Source organism: Streptomyces sp. NPDC040405, from assembly GCF_055595765.1.
In genome coordinates this window covers 134,925-150,770 of the sequence record NZ_JBVIVI010000009.1, presented here as the reverse complement: position 1 = coordinate 150,770, position 15,846 = coordinate 134,925, and the positions used below count along the sequence as shown (strand labels likewise).

16 protein-coding genes are annotated in these 15,846 nt (G+C 71.3%); 8 read left to right on the top strand and 8 right to left on the bottom strand.

Translation table 11 applies throughout. The features are described 5' to 3' along the window. Positions 1-243: 243 nt before the first annotated feature. The 6 genes from ACZ59A_RS32100 (at position 244) to ACZ59A_RS32075 (ending at position 6,561) form a co-directional block, all read left to right on the top strand. Positions 244-1,833 carry an alpha/beta hydrolase gene (locus tag ACZ59A_RS32100; RefSeq protein ID WP_470966527.1) on the top strand — a complete coding sequence of 530 codons (1,590 nt, stop codon included), beginning with the start codon at positions 244-246 and terminating at the stop codon, positions 1,831-1,833. A gap of 373 nt (positions 1,834-2,206) precedes the next feature. Next, entirely contained in the window at positions 2,207-3,760 is a 1,554-nt protein-coding gene (locus ACZ59A_RS32095; RefSeq protein WP_470965961.1) for an ATP-binding protein, read from the top strand. Positions 3,761-3,763: 3 nt separating this feature from the next. After that, positions 3,764-4,171, top strand: coding sequence for a roadblock/LC7 domain-containing protein (locus tag ACZ59A_RS32090; protein WP_468044469.1), 408 nt, complete (start codon positions 3,764-3,766; stop codon positions 4,169-4,171). Next, positions 4,168-4,530, top strand: a complete 363-nt coding sequence (locus tag ACZ59A_RS32085; RefSeq protein ID WP_470965958.1) for a DUF742 domain-containing protein — start codon at positions 4,168-4,170, stop codon at positions 4,528-4,530. Before ACZ59A_RS32090 ends, ACZ59A_RS32085 begins: the two co-directional genes overlap by 4 nt. Further along, positions 4,511-5,134: a GTP-binding protein gene (locus ACZ59A_RS32080; protein WP_470965955.1), complete on the top strand. Its 624-nt coding sequence runs from the start codon at positions 4,511-4,513 to the stop codon at positions 5,132-5,134. Before ACZ59A_RS32085 ends, ACZ59A_RS32080 begins: the two co-directional genes overlap by 20 nt. Continuing rightward, on the top strand, positions 5,131-6,561 hold the full coding sequence (locus tag ACZ59A_RS32075; protein ID WP_470965953.1) for a cytochrome P450: 1,431 nt from the start codon (positions 5,131-5,133) through the stop codon (positions 6,559-6,561). Before ACZ59A_RS32080 ends, ACZ59A_RS32075 begins: the two co-directional genes overlap by 4 nt. An 11-nt stretch (positions 6,562-6,572) precedes the next feature. On the opposite strand, the gene ACZ59A_RS32070 is transcribed toward ACZ59A_RS32075, so the two are convergent. From ACZ59A_RS32070 to ACZ59A_RS32050, 5 genes are all read right to left on the bottom strand, one after another. Beyond that, entirely contained in the window at positions 6,573-6,725 is a 153-nt protein-coding gene (locus tag ACZ59A_RS32070) for a hypothetical protein (protein WP_385444205.1), read from the bottom strand. An 88-nt stretch (positions 6,726-6,813) separates the two neighbouring features. Continuing rightward, on the bottom strand, positions 6,814-7,764 hold the full coding sequence (locus tag ACZ59A_RS32065; protein WP_470965949.1) for a cytochrome c oxidase assembly protein: 951 nt from the start codon (positions 7,762-7,764) through the stop codon (positions 6,814-6,816). A 118-nt stretch (positions 7,765-7,882) separates the two neighbouring features. After that, entirely contained in the window at positions 7,883-8,908 is a 1,026-nt protein-coding gene (locus ACZ59A_RS32060; protein WP_470965947.1) for a 6-phosphofructokinase, read from the bottom strand. A gap of 171 nt (positions 8,909-9,079) precedes the next feature. After that, entirely contained in the window at positions 9,080-9,817 is a 738-nt protein-coding gene (locus ACZ59A_RS32055; protein ID WP_468044457.1) for a type 1 glutamine amidotransferase, read from the bottom strand. A gap of 23 nt (positions 9,818-9,840) precedes the next feature. Beyond that, positions 9,841-11,079 carry a MurT ligase domain-containing protein gene (locus tag ACZ59A_RS32050; protein WP_468044455.1) on the bottom strand — a complete coding sequence of 413 codons (1,239 nt, stop codon included), beginning with the start codon at positions 11,077-11,079 and terminating at the stop codon, positions 9,841-9,843. Between the two features lie 176 nt (positions 11,080-11,255). Between ACZ59A_RS32050 and def the strand changes: the two genes are divergently transcribed. Next, positions 11,256-11,804 (top strand): peptide deformylase, encoded by a 549-nt coding sequence (gene def, locus ACZ59A_RS32045; RefSeq protein WP_470965944.1) that lies wholly within the window; start codon positions 11,256-11,258, stop codon positions 11,802-11,804. A gap of 78 nt (positions 11,805-11,882) precedes the next feature. Here def and ACZ59A_RS32040 read toward each other — a convergent pair whose 3' ends face one another. Further along, positions 11,883-12,545, bottom strand: coding sequence for a TetR/AcrR family transcriptional regulator (locus ACZ59A_RS32040; RefSeq protein ID WP_470965942.1), 663 nt, complete (start codon positions 12,543-12,545; stop codon positions 11,883-11,885). Between the two features lie 181 nt (positions 12,546-12,726). Between ACZ59A_RS32040 and ACZ59A_RS32035 the strand changes: the two genes are divergently transcribed. Beyond that, positions 12,727-13,953 (top strand): acyl-CoA dehydrogenase family protein, encoded by a 1,227-nt coding sequence (locus tag ACZ59A_RS32035; RefSeq protein ID WP_470965939.1) that lies wholly within the window; start codon positions 12,727-12,729, stop codon positions 13,951-13,953. Positions 13,954-14,090: 137 nt separating this feature from the next. Here ACZ59A_RS32035 and uppS read toward each other — a convergent pair whose 3' ends face one another. Together uppS and ACZ59A_RS32025 are read right to left on the bottom strand one after the other, a co-directional pair. Next, positions 14,091-14,897: a polyprenyl diphosphate synthase gene (gene uppS / locus ACZ59A_RS32030; RefSeq protein ID WP_470965937.1), complete on the bottom strand. Its 807-nt coding sequence runs from the start codon at positions 14,895-14,897 to the stop codon at positions 14,091-14,093. 128 nt (positions 14,898-15,025) lie between these two features. Next, positions 15,026-15,844, bottom strand: coding sequence for an SAM-dependent methyltransferase (locus tag ACZ59A_RS32025; RefSeq protein WP_470965934.1), 819 nt, complete (start codon positions 15,842-15,844; stop codon positions 15,026-15,028). Between the last annotated feature and the right edge of the window lie 2 nt (positions 15,845-15,846).

The window sequence follows — 15,846 nt, the reverse complement described above, 5'->3', positions numbered from 1 at the left end:
GCCGCCTCCCTGCCGCGGTCGACGGCTGAGGACCGCACGCGCTTTCGTACGCGTGTCCGTGCGCGAAACCGTCCGTGAAGGTGACGTGTTGATAAAGAAACGGCGGTTTGCCCTGTACTCCGGAGTAAGCGAGGCGCGAGGATCCTCCTGACACTCTGTGATCATCGCCGCACGGGCGGCGCAACAAAGCAGGGGGATTACTACGTGAGACGCACAGCAGTACTCGGCGTGGCCGGCGGCGTGATGACCGGTGCGCTGATAACCGGTGCGCTGGCCGCTCCCACGGCGGGGGCATCGGAGCCCACGCGGACGCCGGGGGGCGTCGCGGAGGCCCGCGGGGCGGCGATCGCCGCGGCCCGGGCCGCGAAGGCGGGCATCGACTGGACGGACTGTCCGGCCGACTGGAACCTGGCCAAGCCCATCCAGTGCGGCTATGTGACCGTGCCGCTGGACTACGCCAAGCCGAACGGCCGCACCATCAAGATCGCGGTGGACCGCGTCGGCAGCACCGGGACCGCCTCCGAGCGGCAGGGTTCGCTGATCTACAACCCGGGCGGCCCGGGCGGCTCCGGGCTGAAGTTCCCGACCCGGGTCACCAACAAGAACCCGCTGTGGACGAAGACCGCGAAGGCGTACGACTTCGTGGGCTTCGACCCGCGCGGGGTCGGCCACTCGGCGCCCATCTCCTGTATCGACCCGCAGGAGTCCGTGAAGGCGCCCAAGATGGACCCGGTGCCCGACAGCGAGGCGGACAAGCGGGCGCAGCGCAAGCTCGCCAAGGAGTACGCCGACGGGTGCAAGGAGCGCAGCGGCCGGATGCTGCCGCACATGACGACGCCCAACACCGCCCGCGACATCGACGTCCTCCGGGCCGCGCTCGGCGACAAGAAGCTCAACTACCTGGGCGTGTCCTACGGGACGTACATCGGAGGCGTCTACGCGACGCTCTTCCCGGACCATGTGCGCCGCCTGATCGTGGACTCCGTGGTCAACCCCTCGCGGGAGAAGATCTGGTACCAGGCCAACCTGGACCAGGACGTCGCGTTCGAAATGCGCTGGGACGACTGGAAGGCATGGGTCGCCAAGAACGACGCGGCCTACCACATCGGCAACACCCCGGCCAAGGTCCAGGCGCGGTGGGAGAAGCTGCGCGCGACCGCCAAGAAGAACCCGATCGGCGGGGTCGTCGGCCCGGCCGAGCTGCTCGGCTTCTTCCAGAGCGCGCCGTACTACGACTCGTCGTGGGCCACGGTCGCCCAGGTGTGGAGCGACTACCTGGCCGGTGACGAGAAGGCGCTCGTCGAGGCCGCGGGCCCGGACCTGTCCGACACCGCGGGCAACATCGCCTCGGAGAACGGCAACGCGGTGTACACCGCCGTGGAGTGCGCCGACGCCAAGTGGCCGACCAGCTGGCAGAAGTGGGACCGGGACAACACCCGGCTGCACCGCGACTACCCGTTCCTGACCTGGTCCAACGCCTGGATGAACCTGCCGTGCGCCACCTGGCAGTCCAAGCAGCACACCCCGCTGGAGGTCGGCGCGGGCAAGGGGCTGCCGAAGACGCTCATCGTGCAGAGCACCCGTGACGCCGCGACCCCGTACGAGGGCGCCGTCGAGCTGCACAAGCGCCTGAAGGGTTCGCGACTGATCACGGAAAAGGACGCCGGTTCGCACGGCGTCACCGGGCTGGTCAACGCCTGCATCAATGACCGGGTGGACGCCTACCTGCTCAAGGGCACGGTGGACGCCAAGGACGTGACGTGCGCTCCGCACGCCACGCCGAAGCCCGCGAAGACCGGCGGGGCCGCCAAGGCCGCCGGGGCCGTCGAGTAACGGTCGGCCGAGCCCGCTTCCGTACGAGTCGGCGCGTACGGAAGCGGGGTCCGGCGGGGGTCGCCCATCCGGGCGGCCCCCGTCTGCGTGACCGGGGAAAACTGCCGACTGTACAACTCACCGCCGCGTCCGGCGAGTCGCCGCATGATGTCCGTAATGGCAGCAAATACACCGCATGTTGGCGGTGTGGGGTTTCGGATCCCCCAGAGATATGAGCGAATGCGATCGCATTTTTACGCTCATTGAATTCACCCGCCGAATTCGTTACCAAGAAAAAATCATCGTCATTTCGGGATGTGCCATCACCGCTATGCTCCAGGGCCCATAGCGAGTTCTTCGCACGCATTTTCTCCCGCTGCTTTTAAGGAAGCCGATGGTTTTCGCCGGCGCGTCATCTGGAGGCCGACGGCCCGCCTCCGCGCTCGTATGGCTCATCCCTCCCGCCGCTGTCGCGGCCTGCGCGGCATTCGCCGTGACCGTGGTGTCCGCCGGGGCGCGGGCGACGGTCGCCTGGTGCGGCGCGGCGGCGACGCTGGCGGTCGCCCTGTCGGCGGCCGAGTCGGCCCGCCGCGGACGCCTGATCGGCAGGCTGCGCGCGCGGGTCGCCGAACAGGACGGCGCGTACCGCAAGCGCCTGGTCGACCAGGAGGTGGAGACCCGGCGGCTGGCCCAGGAGGTGCTGCCCGCGGCCGTGCGGCGGCTGCAGCGCGGGGCCGAGGTCGACGCCGTGATGAAGACCATCGAGCCCTCGCCCGTCCTCGACCCGGACTTCGAGTCCGCCCGCCTGGTCGTCCTGGAAACGGTGCTGGAGACCGTGCGGGCCGAGGAGGACCTGCGGGACGCGGCGGGGCGGGCGTTCGTCAACATCGCCCGCCGGGTGCAGGCCATCGTCCATCAACAGGCCATGGACATGCGGGACATGGAGGACAAGCACGGGGCCGCCCCCGAGGTCTTCCACGATCTGCTCCACCTCGACCACGGCAACGCGCTGATCGGGCGGCTCGCCGACAGCATCTCGGTGCTGGGCGGCTCCCGCCCGGGCCGCCAGTGGCGCAACCCGGTGCCGTTGTACAACGTGCTGCGCGGTGCCATGTCGCGCATTCTCGAATACCGGCGGGTGGATCTGCACTCGGTGGCCGACGTCGGCATCGTCGGCCCCTCCGTGGAGCCGCTGATCCACGCCCTGGCCGAACTGCTGGACAACGCCACCCGCTACTCCCCGCCCAAGACCCGGGTGCATCTGACCGCGATCGAGGTCCAGTCCGGGGTGGCGGTCGAGATCGAGGACGCCGGGGTGGGCCTGTCGGAGGAGAGCCGCAGGCGGGCCGAGTACGTGATGGAGCAGGCGGGCACCGGCTTCGACCTCGACGACCTCGGCGAGACGCCCCGGCTGGGCCTGGCCGTGGTCGGACGGCTCGCCGTGAAGTACCGGTTCCAGGTCTCGCTGCGGCCCTCCGCGTACGGCGGCGTCCGCGCGGTGCTCATCGTCCCGCAGGACGTCATGTGTCCCACCCCCGCCCCCGGCGGCGCCATCGCCCGGGCCCAGAAGCTGCCGCCGCCCAAGCCCATCAAGCGCGCCGCGCCCTACCCGCCGTTCCCCGCCGACGCCACCGGCCCGGTCGTCCACGACCACAACGGAATCCGCCACAACACCGCCGGACTGCCCCAGCGCCGCCGCCGGATGCCGACCGTGACCCCGCCCATCCGGATCCAGGCCGACCCGGAGCCCGCCCCGGCGGGCCCCCCGGCACCGGCCGAGCCGCCCGTCCAGCCCGGGATGTGGCTGGCCGCGTTCACCAAGGCCGTGTCCGGCGAGGCGGACCCGGTGGACATGTCCGGCCACCCGCACGGCGACGAGCCGTCGGACGCGTGGAACGCCTTGGACAACGCCTCGGATGCCTCCGATGTCTCGGATAAGGGTGAGTAGCAAGTGACGCAAGCGCGGTTCAACATGGACTGGATGCTCCGGGACCTCGCCAAGAGCGTTCCGCAGACCCGCCACGTGGTCCTGCTGTCCTCGGACGGCCTGTGCATGGCCCAGGTCGGTACGGAGGCGGACACCGCCGACCGGCTGGCCGCCGCCTGTGCGGGGCTGCAGAGCCTGTCGACGGCGATCGCCGCCGAATTCCCCACCGGCGACGGGCGGATGCGGCTCGTGGTCATCGAGGTCGACGGCGGCTTCTTCTACCTGATGGCGGCGGGCATCAGCTCCTACCTCGCCGTGCTCGCCGACGACGGCGTGGACGCCGGGCTGATGGGCCAGTGCATGAGAGACCTGGTCGCCCGGCTCGGCGAACACCTCAGCAGCCCGCCACGGGTCGACGGACGCGTGACATGAGCCGGACCGGAAGGGGCGTCGACGAAGGCGGCCCGGAACGGCTGTACATGGTCGACGGCGGCGGCCCCGGCCGGTCCTCGCGGGGGGACACCATCGAACTCGTCAGCCTGATCGTGGCCCGGGCCGAACCCGAGCCGGGCATGCTGCCCGAGGCCGCCGCCGTGCTGAGGATGTGCCACTTCCCGCTCTCCGTCGCCGAGGTCTCGGCGTACCTGACCCTGCCCGTCAGCACGGTGACCGTACTGCTCGCGGACCTGCTCGCCCACCACCAGGTGGAGGCCCGGGCACCGGTCCCGGCCGCCGTGCTGCCCGACACCGAACTCCTCCAGGCGGTGATGCATGGACTACAGAACCTCTGAGACGCTCGCCGGACCCCGGAGCGAGGACACCCTCCCGGCCTCCGCCGCCGCGGCCGTCAAGATCGTGATCGTCGGCGGATTCGGGGTCGGCAAGACGACCATGGTCGGCTCGGTGAGCGAGATCAGGCCGCTGACCACCGAGGAGACGATGACGCAGGCCGGTGCCGGGGTCGACGACATCGCCGGGGTGGAGCGCAAGACCGAGACCACCGTGGCCATGGACTTCGGCCGGATCAGCCTCAACGAACGGCTGGTGCTCTACCTCTTCGGCACCCCCGGCCAGGAGCGCTTCTGGTTCCTGTGGAACGGCCTCTTCGAGGGTGCGCTCGGGGCCGTGGTCCTCATCGACACCCGGCGGCTGGAGGTCAGCTTCGACGTCCTGGGACGGCTGGAGGAGCGGGGCGTGCCCTTCGTCGTCGCCATCAACGCCTTCCCCGGAGCGCCCGTCCACGGCGTCGGCGAGCTGCGCGCGGCCATGGACCTGCCCGAGGCCGTCCCCATCATCGACTGCGACGCCCGCGACCGCGCCTCCAGCCGCGACACCCTCCTCACCCTCGTGAGCTATCTGCAACACCTCACCACCGTGACCCCGGAGACACCGTGACCCCTCCTCCCGACCAGTGCCCCGCCCACGCCCGGAGACCCCTCACCGGTGGGGTGAACCTCTTCGGTTCCGAGAACGAGAAGGACCCGATGGGTCTGTACGAGCGGCTGCGCACCGAACACGGACCGGTCGCCCCGGTGCTGCTCGGCGACGACGTACCGGCCTGGCTGCTGCTCGGCTACCGCGAGAACCTGGAGGTCGCCCGCACCCCCTCCCGCTTCTCCCGCGACTCCCGCTACTGGAGCGCCTGGGGGGAGGGCCGGATCCCCGACGACTCGCCGCTGCTGCCCGTGGTCGGCTGGCAGCCCATGTGCACCTTCGCCGACGGCGACGAGCACGAACGGCTGCGGGCCGCGCTCACCGACAGCATGAACCGCGTCGACCGCCGCGGCATCCGCCGCCACATCACCCGCTTCACCCATCAGCTGGTCAACGACTTCTGCGCCGAGGGACAGGCCGAACTGGTCACCGGCTTTGCCCAGCGGCTGCCCATGCTCGTCCTCACCCACCTGCTCGGCATGCCCGACGAATACGGCCCACGGCTGGTCGAGGCCACCCGCGACCTGATGAAGGGCTCCCACACGGCCCTGCGCAGCGACCAGTACGTCACCGACACCCTCCGCCAGCTCGTCGAGCGCAAGCGCCTCCAGCCCGGCGGCGACCTCGCCTCCTGGCTGCTGAGCCACCCCTCCGAGCTGACCGAGGAGGAGGTCGTCCAGCATCTGCGGCTCGTGCTGCTCACCGGCAACGAGACCACCACCAACCTCATGGCCAACACGCTGCGCATGGTCCTCACCGACCCGCGCTTCCGCGCCTCCCTGGCCGGTGGCCATATGACCCTGCCGGACGCCATCGAGCATGTGCTGTGGAACGAACCGCCGCTCACCGTGATCCCCGGACGCTGGGCCACCGGCGACACCGAACTGGGCGGACGGCAGATCAAGGCCGGGGACATGCTGCTGCTCGGCCTCGCCGCCGGGAACGTCGACCCCGCCATCCGCCCCGACCTCGGCGCGCCCATGTACGGCAACCGCTCGCATCTGTCGTTCAGCGGCGGCCCCCACGAATGCCCCGGCCAGGACATCGGCCGCGCCATCGCGGACACCGCCATCGACACCCTGCTGCTGCGCCTGCCCGACCTGCGGCTGGACGCGCCGGAGTCCGAGCTGAACTGGGTGGCGTCGTGGATCTCCCGCCATCTGGTCGCGCTGCCGGTCGCGTTCATGCCGCGCAGACCCGAAACGGACCCGGTGGGCGCCGCCGGCCTGCTGCCCGCGCCCAAGGTGCGTGCCCCGCGCTGGGCGCCCACGGACGACGAGGACGCCTTATCCGCGGGCGGCACCGCCACCGCGGACACCGTGGCACCGCCCGCCCGCGTCCCGTGGTGGACGTCGCTGTGGCGGTGGCTGCGCGGCACCGCGGCGTGACGTACGCCCGCTCAGCGGGCCAGCAGCGTTCCCACCGCCAGCAGAGCGAGCACGACCCAGGCGAACCACAGCCAGCCGTTGCTCCCCAGTGCCACGGTGTAGGCGGTCACCACCACCAGGCCGCCCACCGCGCACGCCGTCATCCCCTTGGCCGATCCGGTCATCCCCGACCTCCTCACGGCGGTCCCGGCACCCGGGCGCCGGAACTCCCACCCCATCGTCCCCCGGCCGGGGCTCCGGGAACAGGCTCTGTCAGCGTCCGCGGGCCTGGAGCGACGCCAGATAGGCGTTGTACGCGGCGAGTTCCTGATCGCCGTCGCGGTCCGCCGTACGGTCGCTGCGCCGCGCCTGGCGCTGGTCGGACTTGTACCACTGGTACACCAGCGCCACCAGTACGATCACCGACGGGACCTCGCTGAACGCCCAGGCGATGCCGCCCGCCGCGTTCTGGTCGGACAGCGCGTCGATCCCCAGCGAGCCCGGCGGATGCTCGAAGGTGCCGACCATGGGCGCGCTCGCCATCATCAGCGCGATCCCGAAGAACGCGTGGAAGGGCATCCCCGCGAACAGCTCCAGCATCCGCATCACATAGCCCGGCCGGTGCGGACCCGGGTCCACGCCCATGATCGGCCAGAAGAAGACCAGCCCCACCGCGAGGAAGTGGACCATCATCGCGATGTGCCCGGCCTTGGAGCTCATCAGGAAGTCGAAGAGCGGGGTGAAGTAGAGCCCGTACAGGCTCGCGATGAACAGCGGGATCGTGAACACGGGATGGGTGACGACCCGCATGTAGCGGCTGTGCAGCAGCGCCACCAGCAGCTCCCGCGGCCCCTTGCGGCCGCGCCCGCCCGCCGGAAGCGCCCGCAGGGCCAGCGTCACCGGGGCACCGAGGAGGAGCAGGATGGGGGAGACCATGCTGATGATCATGTGCTGGACCATGTGCACGCTGAACATGACCATGCCGTAGTCGTTCAGCCCGGTGCACATCGCGACCGCGATGGTCAGCACGCCCGCCACGAACGCCACCGGCCGCCCCACCGGCCAGCGGTCACCGCGCCGCCACAGCCGCACCGCGCCCCAGCCGTACAGGGCGAGGGCCAGCACACAGCCGACGAGGAAGACGGGATCACCGCCGAACTCCAGTCCGCGCGACAGCGTGAACGGCGGCAGATCCATCATCATGCCGTGCCCGCCGTGATCCATCAGCTCTCCCCTTTGCGCGCCTGAACCGGCGCCGCTCTCGCGGACCTGGTTGCTCGCCGTAGGGGTTGCGCAATTGATGGTCGCGGTGCGAATCGGCTGTATCCGGCTCGTGTCGTACTTACAGTACGCACTCGGCCTCGGTGTACCGCTCGGCGGGTACCGTCTTCAGCCGCTCCACGGCGTCCGCGAGCGGCACCATGACGATGTCCGTACCGCGCAGCGCCGTGATCTTGCCGAACTCGCCGCGGTGCGCCGCCTCGACCGCGTGCCAGCCGAAGCGGGTGGCCAGCACCCGGTCGTACGCCGTCGGCGTGCCGCCGCGCTGCACATGGCCCAGGATCACCGGCCGGGCCTCCTTCTCCAGCCGCCGCTCCAGCTCGACGGAGAGCAGCCGGGCGATACCGGCGAACCGCTCGTGGCCGTAGACGTCCCGGTCGCCCGCCGCGTACTCCATCGTGCCCTCGCGCGGCTTGGCGCCCTCCGCGGCCACCACGATCGCGAACTTCTTGCCCGCCTCGAACCGGGCCCCGACGGTCCTGGCCAGCTCCTCGACGTCGAACGGGCGCTCCGGTACGACGATCGCGTGGGCGCCCGCGGCCATGCCCGAATGCAGCGCGATCCAGCCGGTGTGCCGCCCCATGACCTCGACGATCAGCACCCGCTGATGCGACTCCGCGGTGGTCTTGAGCCGGTCCAGGGCCTCGGTCGCCACCCCGACCGCGGTGTCGAAGCCGAAGGTCACATCGGTCGACGCGATGTCGTTGTCGATCGTCTTCGGCACGCCGACGATCGGCAGTCCGGCGTCCGACAGCAGCCGGGCCGCCTTCAGGGTGCCCTCGCCGCCGATCGGGATGACCGCGTCCAGGCCCAGCTCCTCGACGTGGCCCTTCGCGCGCTCCACCCCGTCGCGCAGATGGGCGGGCTGCACCCGGGTGGAGCCGAGGATGGTGCCGCCGAGGGCCAGGATGCCGCTCACGGCGTCCAGGTCGAGCTTGCGGTAGTCGCACTCCAGCAGGCCCTTCCAGCCGTCCTGGAAGCCGATCACCTCGTCGCCGTGGTCGACGACGGCGCGGTGGACGACGGACCTGATCACCGCGTTCAGCCCGGGGCAGTCGCCACCGGATGTGAGCACACCGATGCGCATGGCGCGTGATTCCTCTGTCTGCGTACGTCCCATGGGAGATGGGAGCGACATCCGGACCGCGCTGTCCGGCTGGACGACGACACCCTATAGGCGGCCGCGCCCCTGGCGGACAACACGCCGCCGGGTGTCCGACATGCGGTCACCCGGCGGCTCAGCTGTGCGCGAGGGCGCTCACGCGGGCTGCGTGGCCGCCGCGATCCGCTCGTTGCGCAGCGCCTCGTACCACTGGTCGTCGACCGGCGGCAGCCCGTTCACATCGAGGGCCAGCTTCAGCAGATGGTCCGCGATGTGCGGGTTACGGGCCATCACCGGGCCGTGCATGTACGTCCCGAAGACGGTGTCCTTGTACGCGCCCTCGTAACCGTCGCCCGTGCCGTTGCCGTTGCCGAACCGGACGCGGGCCAAGGGGCGCGCGGTCGGGCCCAGATGGGTGACGCCCTGGTGGTTCTCGAACCCGGTCAGCGGCGGCAGCCCCAGCGGCTCGTCGATGTCGCCCAGTACGTCGCCGACGCAGCGGGCGCCCTCGCCGCGGGTGCTGATCACGTCCAGCAGGCCCAGGCCCTGCTGGCGCTGCCCGAGGTCGTTGACGAACTCATGGCCGAGGATCTGGTACCCGGCGCACACCGAGAAGACGATCGCCCCATTGGCGACCGCGCGGTTCAGCCCGCCGTCCCGCATCAGCCGCTCGGCGGCCAGCCGCTGCGGGCGGTCCTCACCGCCGCCGATCAGGTAGATGTCCCCGGAGGTGGGGATCTGCTGGTCGGAGCGGACGTCCAGGCGGGAGACGTCCAGCCCGCGCTGGCGCGCCCGGCGCTCCACCACCAGGACGTTGCCCTGGTCCCCGTACGTGCTCAGCAGGTCGGGGTAGATCCACACCAGACGCAGGCCGTTCTGGCTCGTGCTACGCATCGTCGTGTCTCCTCGTACGGGGGTCAGTTGCCGACTCGGCGGCGCAGGTCCTGGAACGCGGTGTAGTTCGCGATCACCTCGATGCGCCCGGGCGGGGAGATCCGTACCGCCTCGTCCGCGTCCGCGCAGACCCGGAAGTCGAGCCCGGCGACCTCGAGGCGCACCGCGAGGTCCAGCTTGCGGTCGCCGATCACACAGATCGGGTGCCCGGCGAGCCGGGTGTAGTCCACGTCCCACAGCCAGGAGGTGTCGGTGCCGTCCGCGCCGCGCGCGTTGACCGAGAGGATCACCGGGGTGGGCGGCGGGTCGATCAGCGAGAACGTCTCCAGCCAGCCGGCCGGGTTCTTGGCCAGCAGCAGCCGCAGCTCGCGCTCCTGGAAGGTGACCACGTCATAGCGGCCGGCGACGGCCTGCACCTGGTACATCCGCTCCAGCGCGACCTGCGGGGGCACGCCGAAGGTCGCGGCGACGGCCGCCGAGGTGGCCGCGTTCGCCTTGTTCGCGCGGCCGGGCAGCTGGAGGTGGATCGGCCAGGCCGCGCCGTGCGGGTCCAGCACATAGTCGCCGTTCAGCGCCCAGCTGGGCACCGGGCGGCGGAAGCCGCACTCGCCGCACACCCAGTCGTCGCCGGGGCGCTGGAGCACCCCGCCGCACGACGGGCAGGACCAGGCGTCGTCCTTCCACTCCTGGCCCGCGGCGACCCACACCACATTGGTGCTGGAGGAGGCGGCCCAGACGATGAGCGGATCGTCCGCGTTCGCGATCACCGTGGCCTTCGTACCGGCCAGGCCCTCGCGCCACTTCTCGGCGAGCATCCGGGTCTCGGCGGCCCGGTCGAGCTGGTCGCGCGAGAGGTTGAGCAGTGCGATGGCCTTGGGCTCGGTGTCGCGGGCCACCCCGGCGAGGTACTTCTCGTCGACCTCGATCACGCCGTAGCGGGCGTCGGAGCCGCCCGCCAGGGCCGAGGTGATGCCCGCGGGCATGTTGGCCCCGAGCGCGTTGGAGACCACCGGGCCCGCGGCCCGCAGCGCCTCGGCGATCAGCCGGGTGGTCGTGGTCTTGCCGTTGGTCGCCGACACCAGGATCACGTCCAGGTGGTGCGCCAGCCTGCTGAGCAGATCGGGGTCGAGGCGCAGGGCCACCTTGCCGCCGATCACCGATCCGCTGCCGCGGCCCGCGGCCTTCGACACCGCCGCCGCGGCCTTGCCCGCCGTCACGGCCAGCTTGGCACGTGGCGACAGCGGCTCTGAGTTGCCTGCCATCGTCTCTCGATCCTCCTCGCATACCGGCGCCGCACCTGCCCCCCGAGGCACCGGTGGTACGCCCCCTCCGTGCCGAGTCGCCAGCCGGGAGGCCACGGTCGGGGATCAGCCTATCGAGATCCGGGCGGTGTCCCGAATTCCGTCGCGCCTTCCGGGGGACCGTAGGCTTGGCTCTCATGCGAAACGGCGCGATCCCGGGGAGCCGAGGGGCGGTGCGGCCCCTGCGGCTGCTCGGCGATTCTGCGCTGCGCGCGCCCTGCGAGGAGGTCACCGCGTTCGACTCCGCGCTCGACCGGCTGGTCGAGGACCTGTTCGCCACGATGTACGCGGCGGGCGGGGTCGGCCTCGCCGCCAACCAGATCGGCGTGGGGCTGCGGGTCTTCGTGTACGACTGCCCGGACGACGAGGACCGGCGCCATCTGGGGCATGTGGTCAACCCGCGCCCGGTCGAGGCCGACGGGGTGACCGTACGGGGCGCGGAGGGCTGTCTGTCGCTGCCCGGCATCGAGGCGGGCACCCCGCGCTTCGACCGCGCGGTGGTGGAGGGCGTGACGCTGACCGGGGAGCCGGTGCGGGTCGAGGGCACTGGCTTCTTCGCGCGCTGCCTCCAGCACGAAGGCGATCACCTGGACGGCGGGCTGTTCCTGGACCGGCTGGAGGGCTTGCGGCGGCGCCGGGTGCTGTGGGCGGCCCGCCGTGCGCCGTGGGCGCGCGAGCGGGCGTAAATCGGGGAGCTTTCCCGGCGGTGGTCCTGGCCGCGACGTCTTGGGCCCGGCCGACGTCTTGGACCCGGCCGGGGGGGCTCAGAAGCCCGGGGCGCCGATCCGGTCGTCCAACAGGGCCAGCCGCCCCCACAGCAGGTCGGTGAGGTGCTCCACCAGCCGGTCGCGCGAGCAGGGCCGCTCCCGCAGCCACCAGTCGCCCGCGGCGTGCATCATGCCGACGATCCCATGGCCCCAGATCCGGGCCACCTCCTCGCCCTCGGGGCCGAGTTCGACCCGGTCGGCGATCACCTTGGCCAGTTCGTCGCCCATCCGGCGCAGCAGCGGGGCGGAGTGGTGGCCCACGTCGAAGCCCTGCTCCTGCTCCGGCTGCTGGTTCCGGTCGGCCGGATGCATCAGGAAGCGGTACACCTGGGGGCGGGCCTCGATCGCCGCCAGATAGGTGTCCAGCGTGGCCGCCACCCGTCCGCGGCGGTCGGGCGCGGGGGCGTCCAGCGCGTTGCGCAGCGAGGCGAGCAGGGCGTCGGTGTGGCGTACCGCGAGGGCCCGGTAGAGCCCTCCCTTGTCGCCGAAATGGCGGTACAGAATGGGCTTGGTGATGCCCGCCTCGGCAGCGATCGCGTTCATCGAGGCTTCGGGGCCGTCGCGCAGCACCACCCGGTCGGCGGCCTCCAGCAGCTCCTTGCGGCGCCGCGCCGCGGCCTGCTGCTGGTGGTCCTCGCGCTGGCTGGTCCCGGTCTCCATGACGTGGCCTCCCCGCCCCCTGACGTGTGCACGCGTGACATGCCTGGGCTCCGCGTGTCTGCGCAACGTAACACCCGCCCGGGGCAAGGGTTTCGCACGGCGATGGAGTTGACATCGCCTACTCGCCGGTAACAGACTGCTGTTACCGTAGGTAACAGCAGGCGTAGCAGGTGGAGGGGCCATGGCGGAGTTCTCGTTCGAACTCAACGAAGATCAGAAGGCAGTGCGCGAGTGGATCCACGGCTTCGCCGCGGACGTCATGCGCCCCGCAGCCGCCGAATGGGACGAGCGCGAGGAAACGCCCTGGCCGATTATCCAGGAGGCGGCCAAGATCGGTCTGTACTCGCTGGACTTCTACGCCCAGCAGTACTTCGACCCCACCGGCCTCGGCATCCCCATGACCATGGAGGAGCTGTTCTGGGGCGACGCGGGGATCGCCCTGTCCATCGTCGGCACGGGCCTTGCCGCCGTCGGCGTGCTCGCCAACGGCACCGAGGAGCAGATCGGCACCTGGATCCCGCAGATGTACGGCGACGCGAACGACGTGAAGGTCGCCGCCTTCTGCTCCTCCGAGCCCGACGCTGGCTCCGACGTCTCCGCCATGCGCACCCGGGCCGTCTACGACGAGGCCAAGGACGAATGGGTCCTCAACGGCACCAAGACCTGGGCCACCAACGGCGGCATCGCGAGCGTCCACGTGGTGGTCGCGGCCGTCGACCCCGGGCTCGGCTCCAAGGGCCACGCGTCCTTCATCATCCCGCCGGACACCGCCGGCCTGTCCCAGGGGCAGAAGTTCAAGAAGCACGGCATCCGCGCCTCGCACACCGCCGAGGTGGTCCTCGACAACGTACGGGTGCCCGGCAGCTGCCTGCTCGGCGGCAAGGAGAAGCTGGACGAACGCCTCGCCCGCGCCCGCGAGAGGGCCGCGGGCGGCGGGGAGCGGCTGAAGAACGCCGCGATGGCCACCTTCGAGGCGTCCCGCCCGGCCGTCGGCGCCATGGCGGTCGGCACCGCCCGCGCCGCGTACGAGGTCGCGCTCGACTACGCCAAGACCCGGCAGCAGTTCGGCCGCCCCGTCATCGACAACCAGGGCGTCGCGTTCCAGCTCGCCGACATGCGCACCCGGATCGACGCCTCGCGCCTGCTGGTGTGGCGGGCCTCGTGGATGGCCGTGAACGGCAGGCCGTTCGACTCGGCCGAGGGCTCCATGTCCAAGCTGTTCGCCAGCGAGACCGCCAAGACGGTCACCGCCCAGGCGGTCCAGATCCTCGGCGGCAACGGCTTCACCCGCGAGTACCCGGTCGAGCGCATGCACCGGGACGCCGCGATCTACACGATCTTCGAGGGCACCAGCGAGATCCAGCGCCTGGTCATCGCCCGCACCCTCTCCGGCGTCCCGATCCGCTAGGGGGGTCCGCACAGTCGCGTTGGATCGCCCCGTGGCGTCAGGGGGCACCTCCCAGCGGTAGCCGGGGGAGCGTGCCAGGCGTCGCGGGCCCGACGCCGACTTTGCGGACACGCCTGGGGGCGCCGTCGGCTCCCGGATCACCTCGCGCCGAAGCGGCGTTTGCGCCCCGCGAACGCCGCCAGCAGGCCGCGCAGTTCCTCCGCGGTGAAGTCCGGCCACAGCGTGTCCACGAAGAACAGCTCCGCGTAGGCCGCGCGCCACAGCATGAAGTTCGAGATCCGCTGCTCCCCGGACGTCCGCACCAGCATGTCGATGTCCGGGAGGTCGCCGTGCGGCAGGTGCCGGGTGAACAGCGCCTCGTCGATCAGGGCCGGGTCCAGCGCCCCGTCCGCCGAGGCCCGTGCCAGCGAGGTCGCGGCGCGGGCGATCTCTTCCCGTCCGCCGTGGTTGAAGCAGAAGGCCAGCGTCATCGCGCGGTTTCCGGCCGTCTCCTCCTCGGCCCGGCGCAGGGCGGCCAGGGTGGCGCGGGGGAGACGGGCCTCGGAGCCCAGCCAGCGGAGCCGTACGCCCCGCTCGCCGTACGCGCGGAAGACATCGGCCAGCTGCGCGGTGAGCCGCATGAGGGCGGCCACCTCGGCGCGCGGCCGGTTCCAGTTCTCGGTGGAGAAGAAGAACAGCGACAGATGCTCGACGCCCTCCTCCAGCGCCGTGTCCACCACGCGCGGCAGCGCCAGCACCCCCGCCTCATGGCCCCGGGTGCGGGAGAGGCCGCGGGAGGCGGCCCAGCGGCCGTTGCCGTCCATGATGATGGCGAGGTGCCGGGGCACCCCCGGGGCGTCCTCCCGGGGGCCGCGGAGCTGTCGTACGACGGCGGGCCCGTCGGTGACGGACGCCCGCAGCAGCCGCTTGACCGAGGGCACTCTCCAGGCTCCGACCTCGAACACCCGCGCGTCCCTCCGCCTCGGCTTCCCCGGCGCCGTGTCTGACGACGGGGCGGGGCCGCGGGTTACCTACCCGGTGGCCGAACCATTCGTTTGGTCGGCACGGCCGTCCGGGTCGGCGACAGCCCTCGTCATGGCTTCCGCGCGACACCCCCGTGCACGTCCGTCGTCTCGATGGGCGTCTCGGACGGCCCGGGCCGCCACAGCGGACACGAGACGATACCGGGTTCGATCAGGTCCAGGCCGTCGTAGAAGCGGCTGATCTCGGTCAGGCCCCGCAGCACGTACGGGACGGCGCCGGTGTCGTCGTAGCCCTGCTGGGCCTCCTTGAGCGCCTGGTCGGTGTCGGTGCTGTCGTAGTGCACGAAGTAGCTGCCGGAGGGCAGGGCCTGCTGTAACCGGGCGACGATCGACACCGCCTCGTCGTAGTCCTGGATGTGCCCGAGGATGCCCATCAGCATCAGGGCGATCGGCTGGTCGAAGTCCAGCGTCTTGGCGGCCATCTCCAGGATCCGCTCCGGCTCGTGCAGATCGGCGTCGATGTAGTCGGTCACCCCCTCCGGGGTGCTGGTGAGCAGCGCCTGCGCGTGCCGGAGCACCAGGGGGTCGTTGTCGACGTAGACGATCCTGGCCTCGGGCGCCACCCGCTGGGCGACCTGGTGGGTGTTGTCGTAGGTGGGCAGCCCGGTGCCGATGTCCAGGAACTGGCGGATCCCGCACTCGCCCGCCACATGGGTGACGGTGCGGATGAGGTAGGCGCGCGAGGCGCGGGCCATCACCTCGATGTTCGGGGCGACCTCCCGGTACTGGTCGCCGGCGATCCGGTCGACCTCGTAGTTGTCCTTGCCGCCCATCCAGTAGTTCCAGATCCGGGCCGAATGCGGCACGCCGGTGTCGATCTTCGACCACGCCTGCTGGTCGGGGCGGGGGGTGGACGAACCGTTGGTCATCG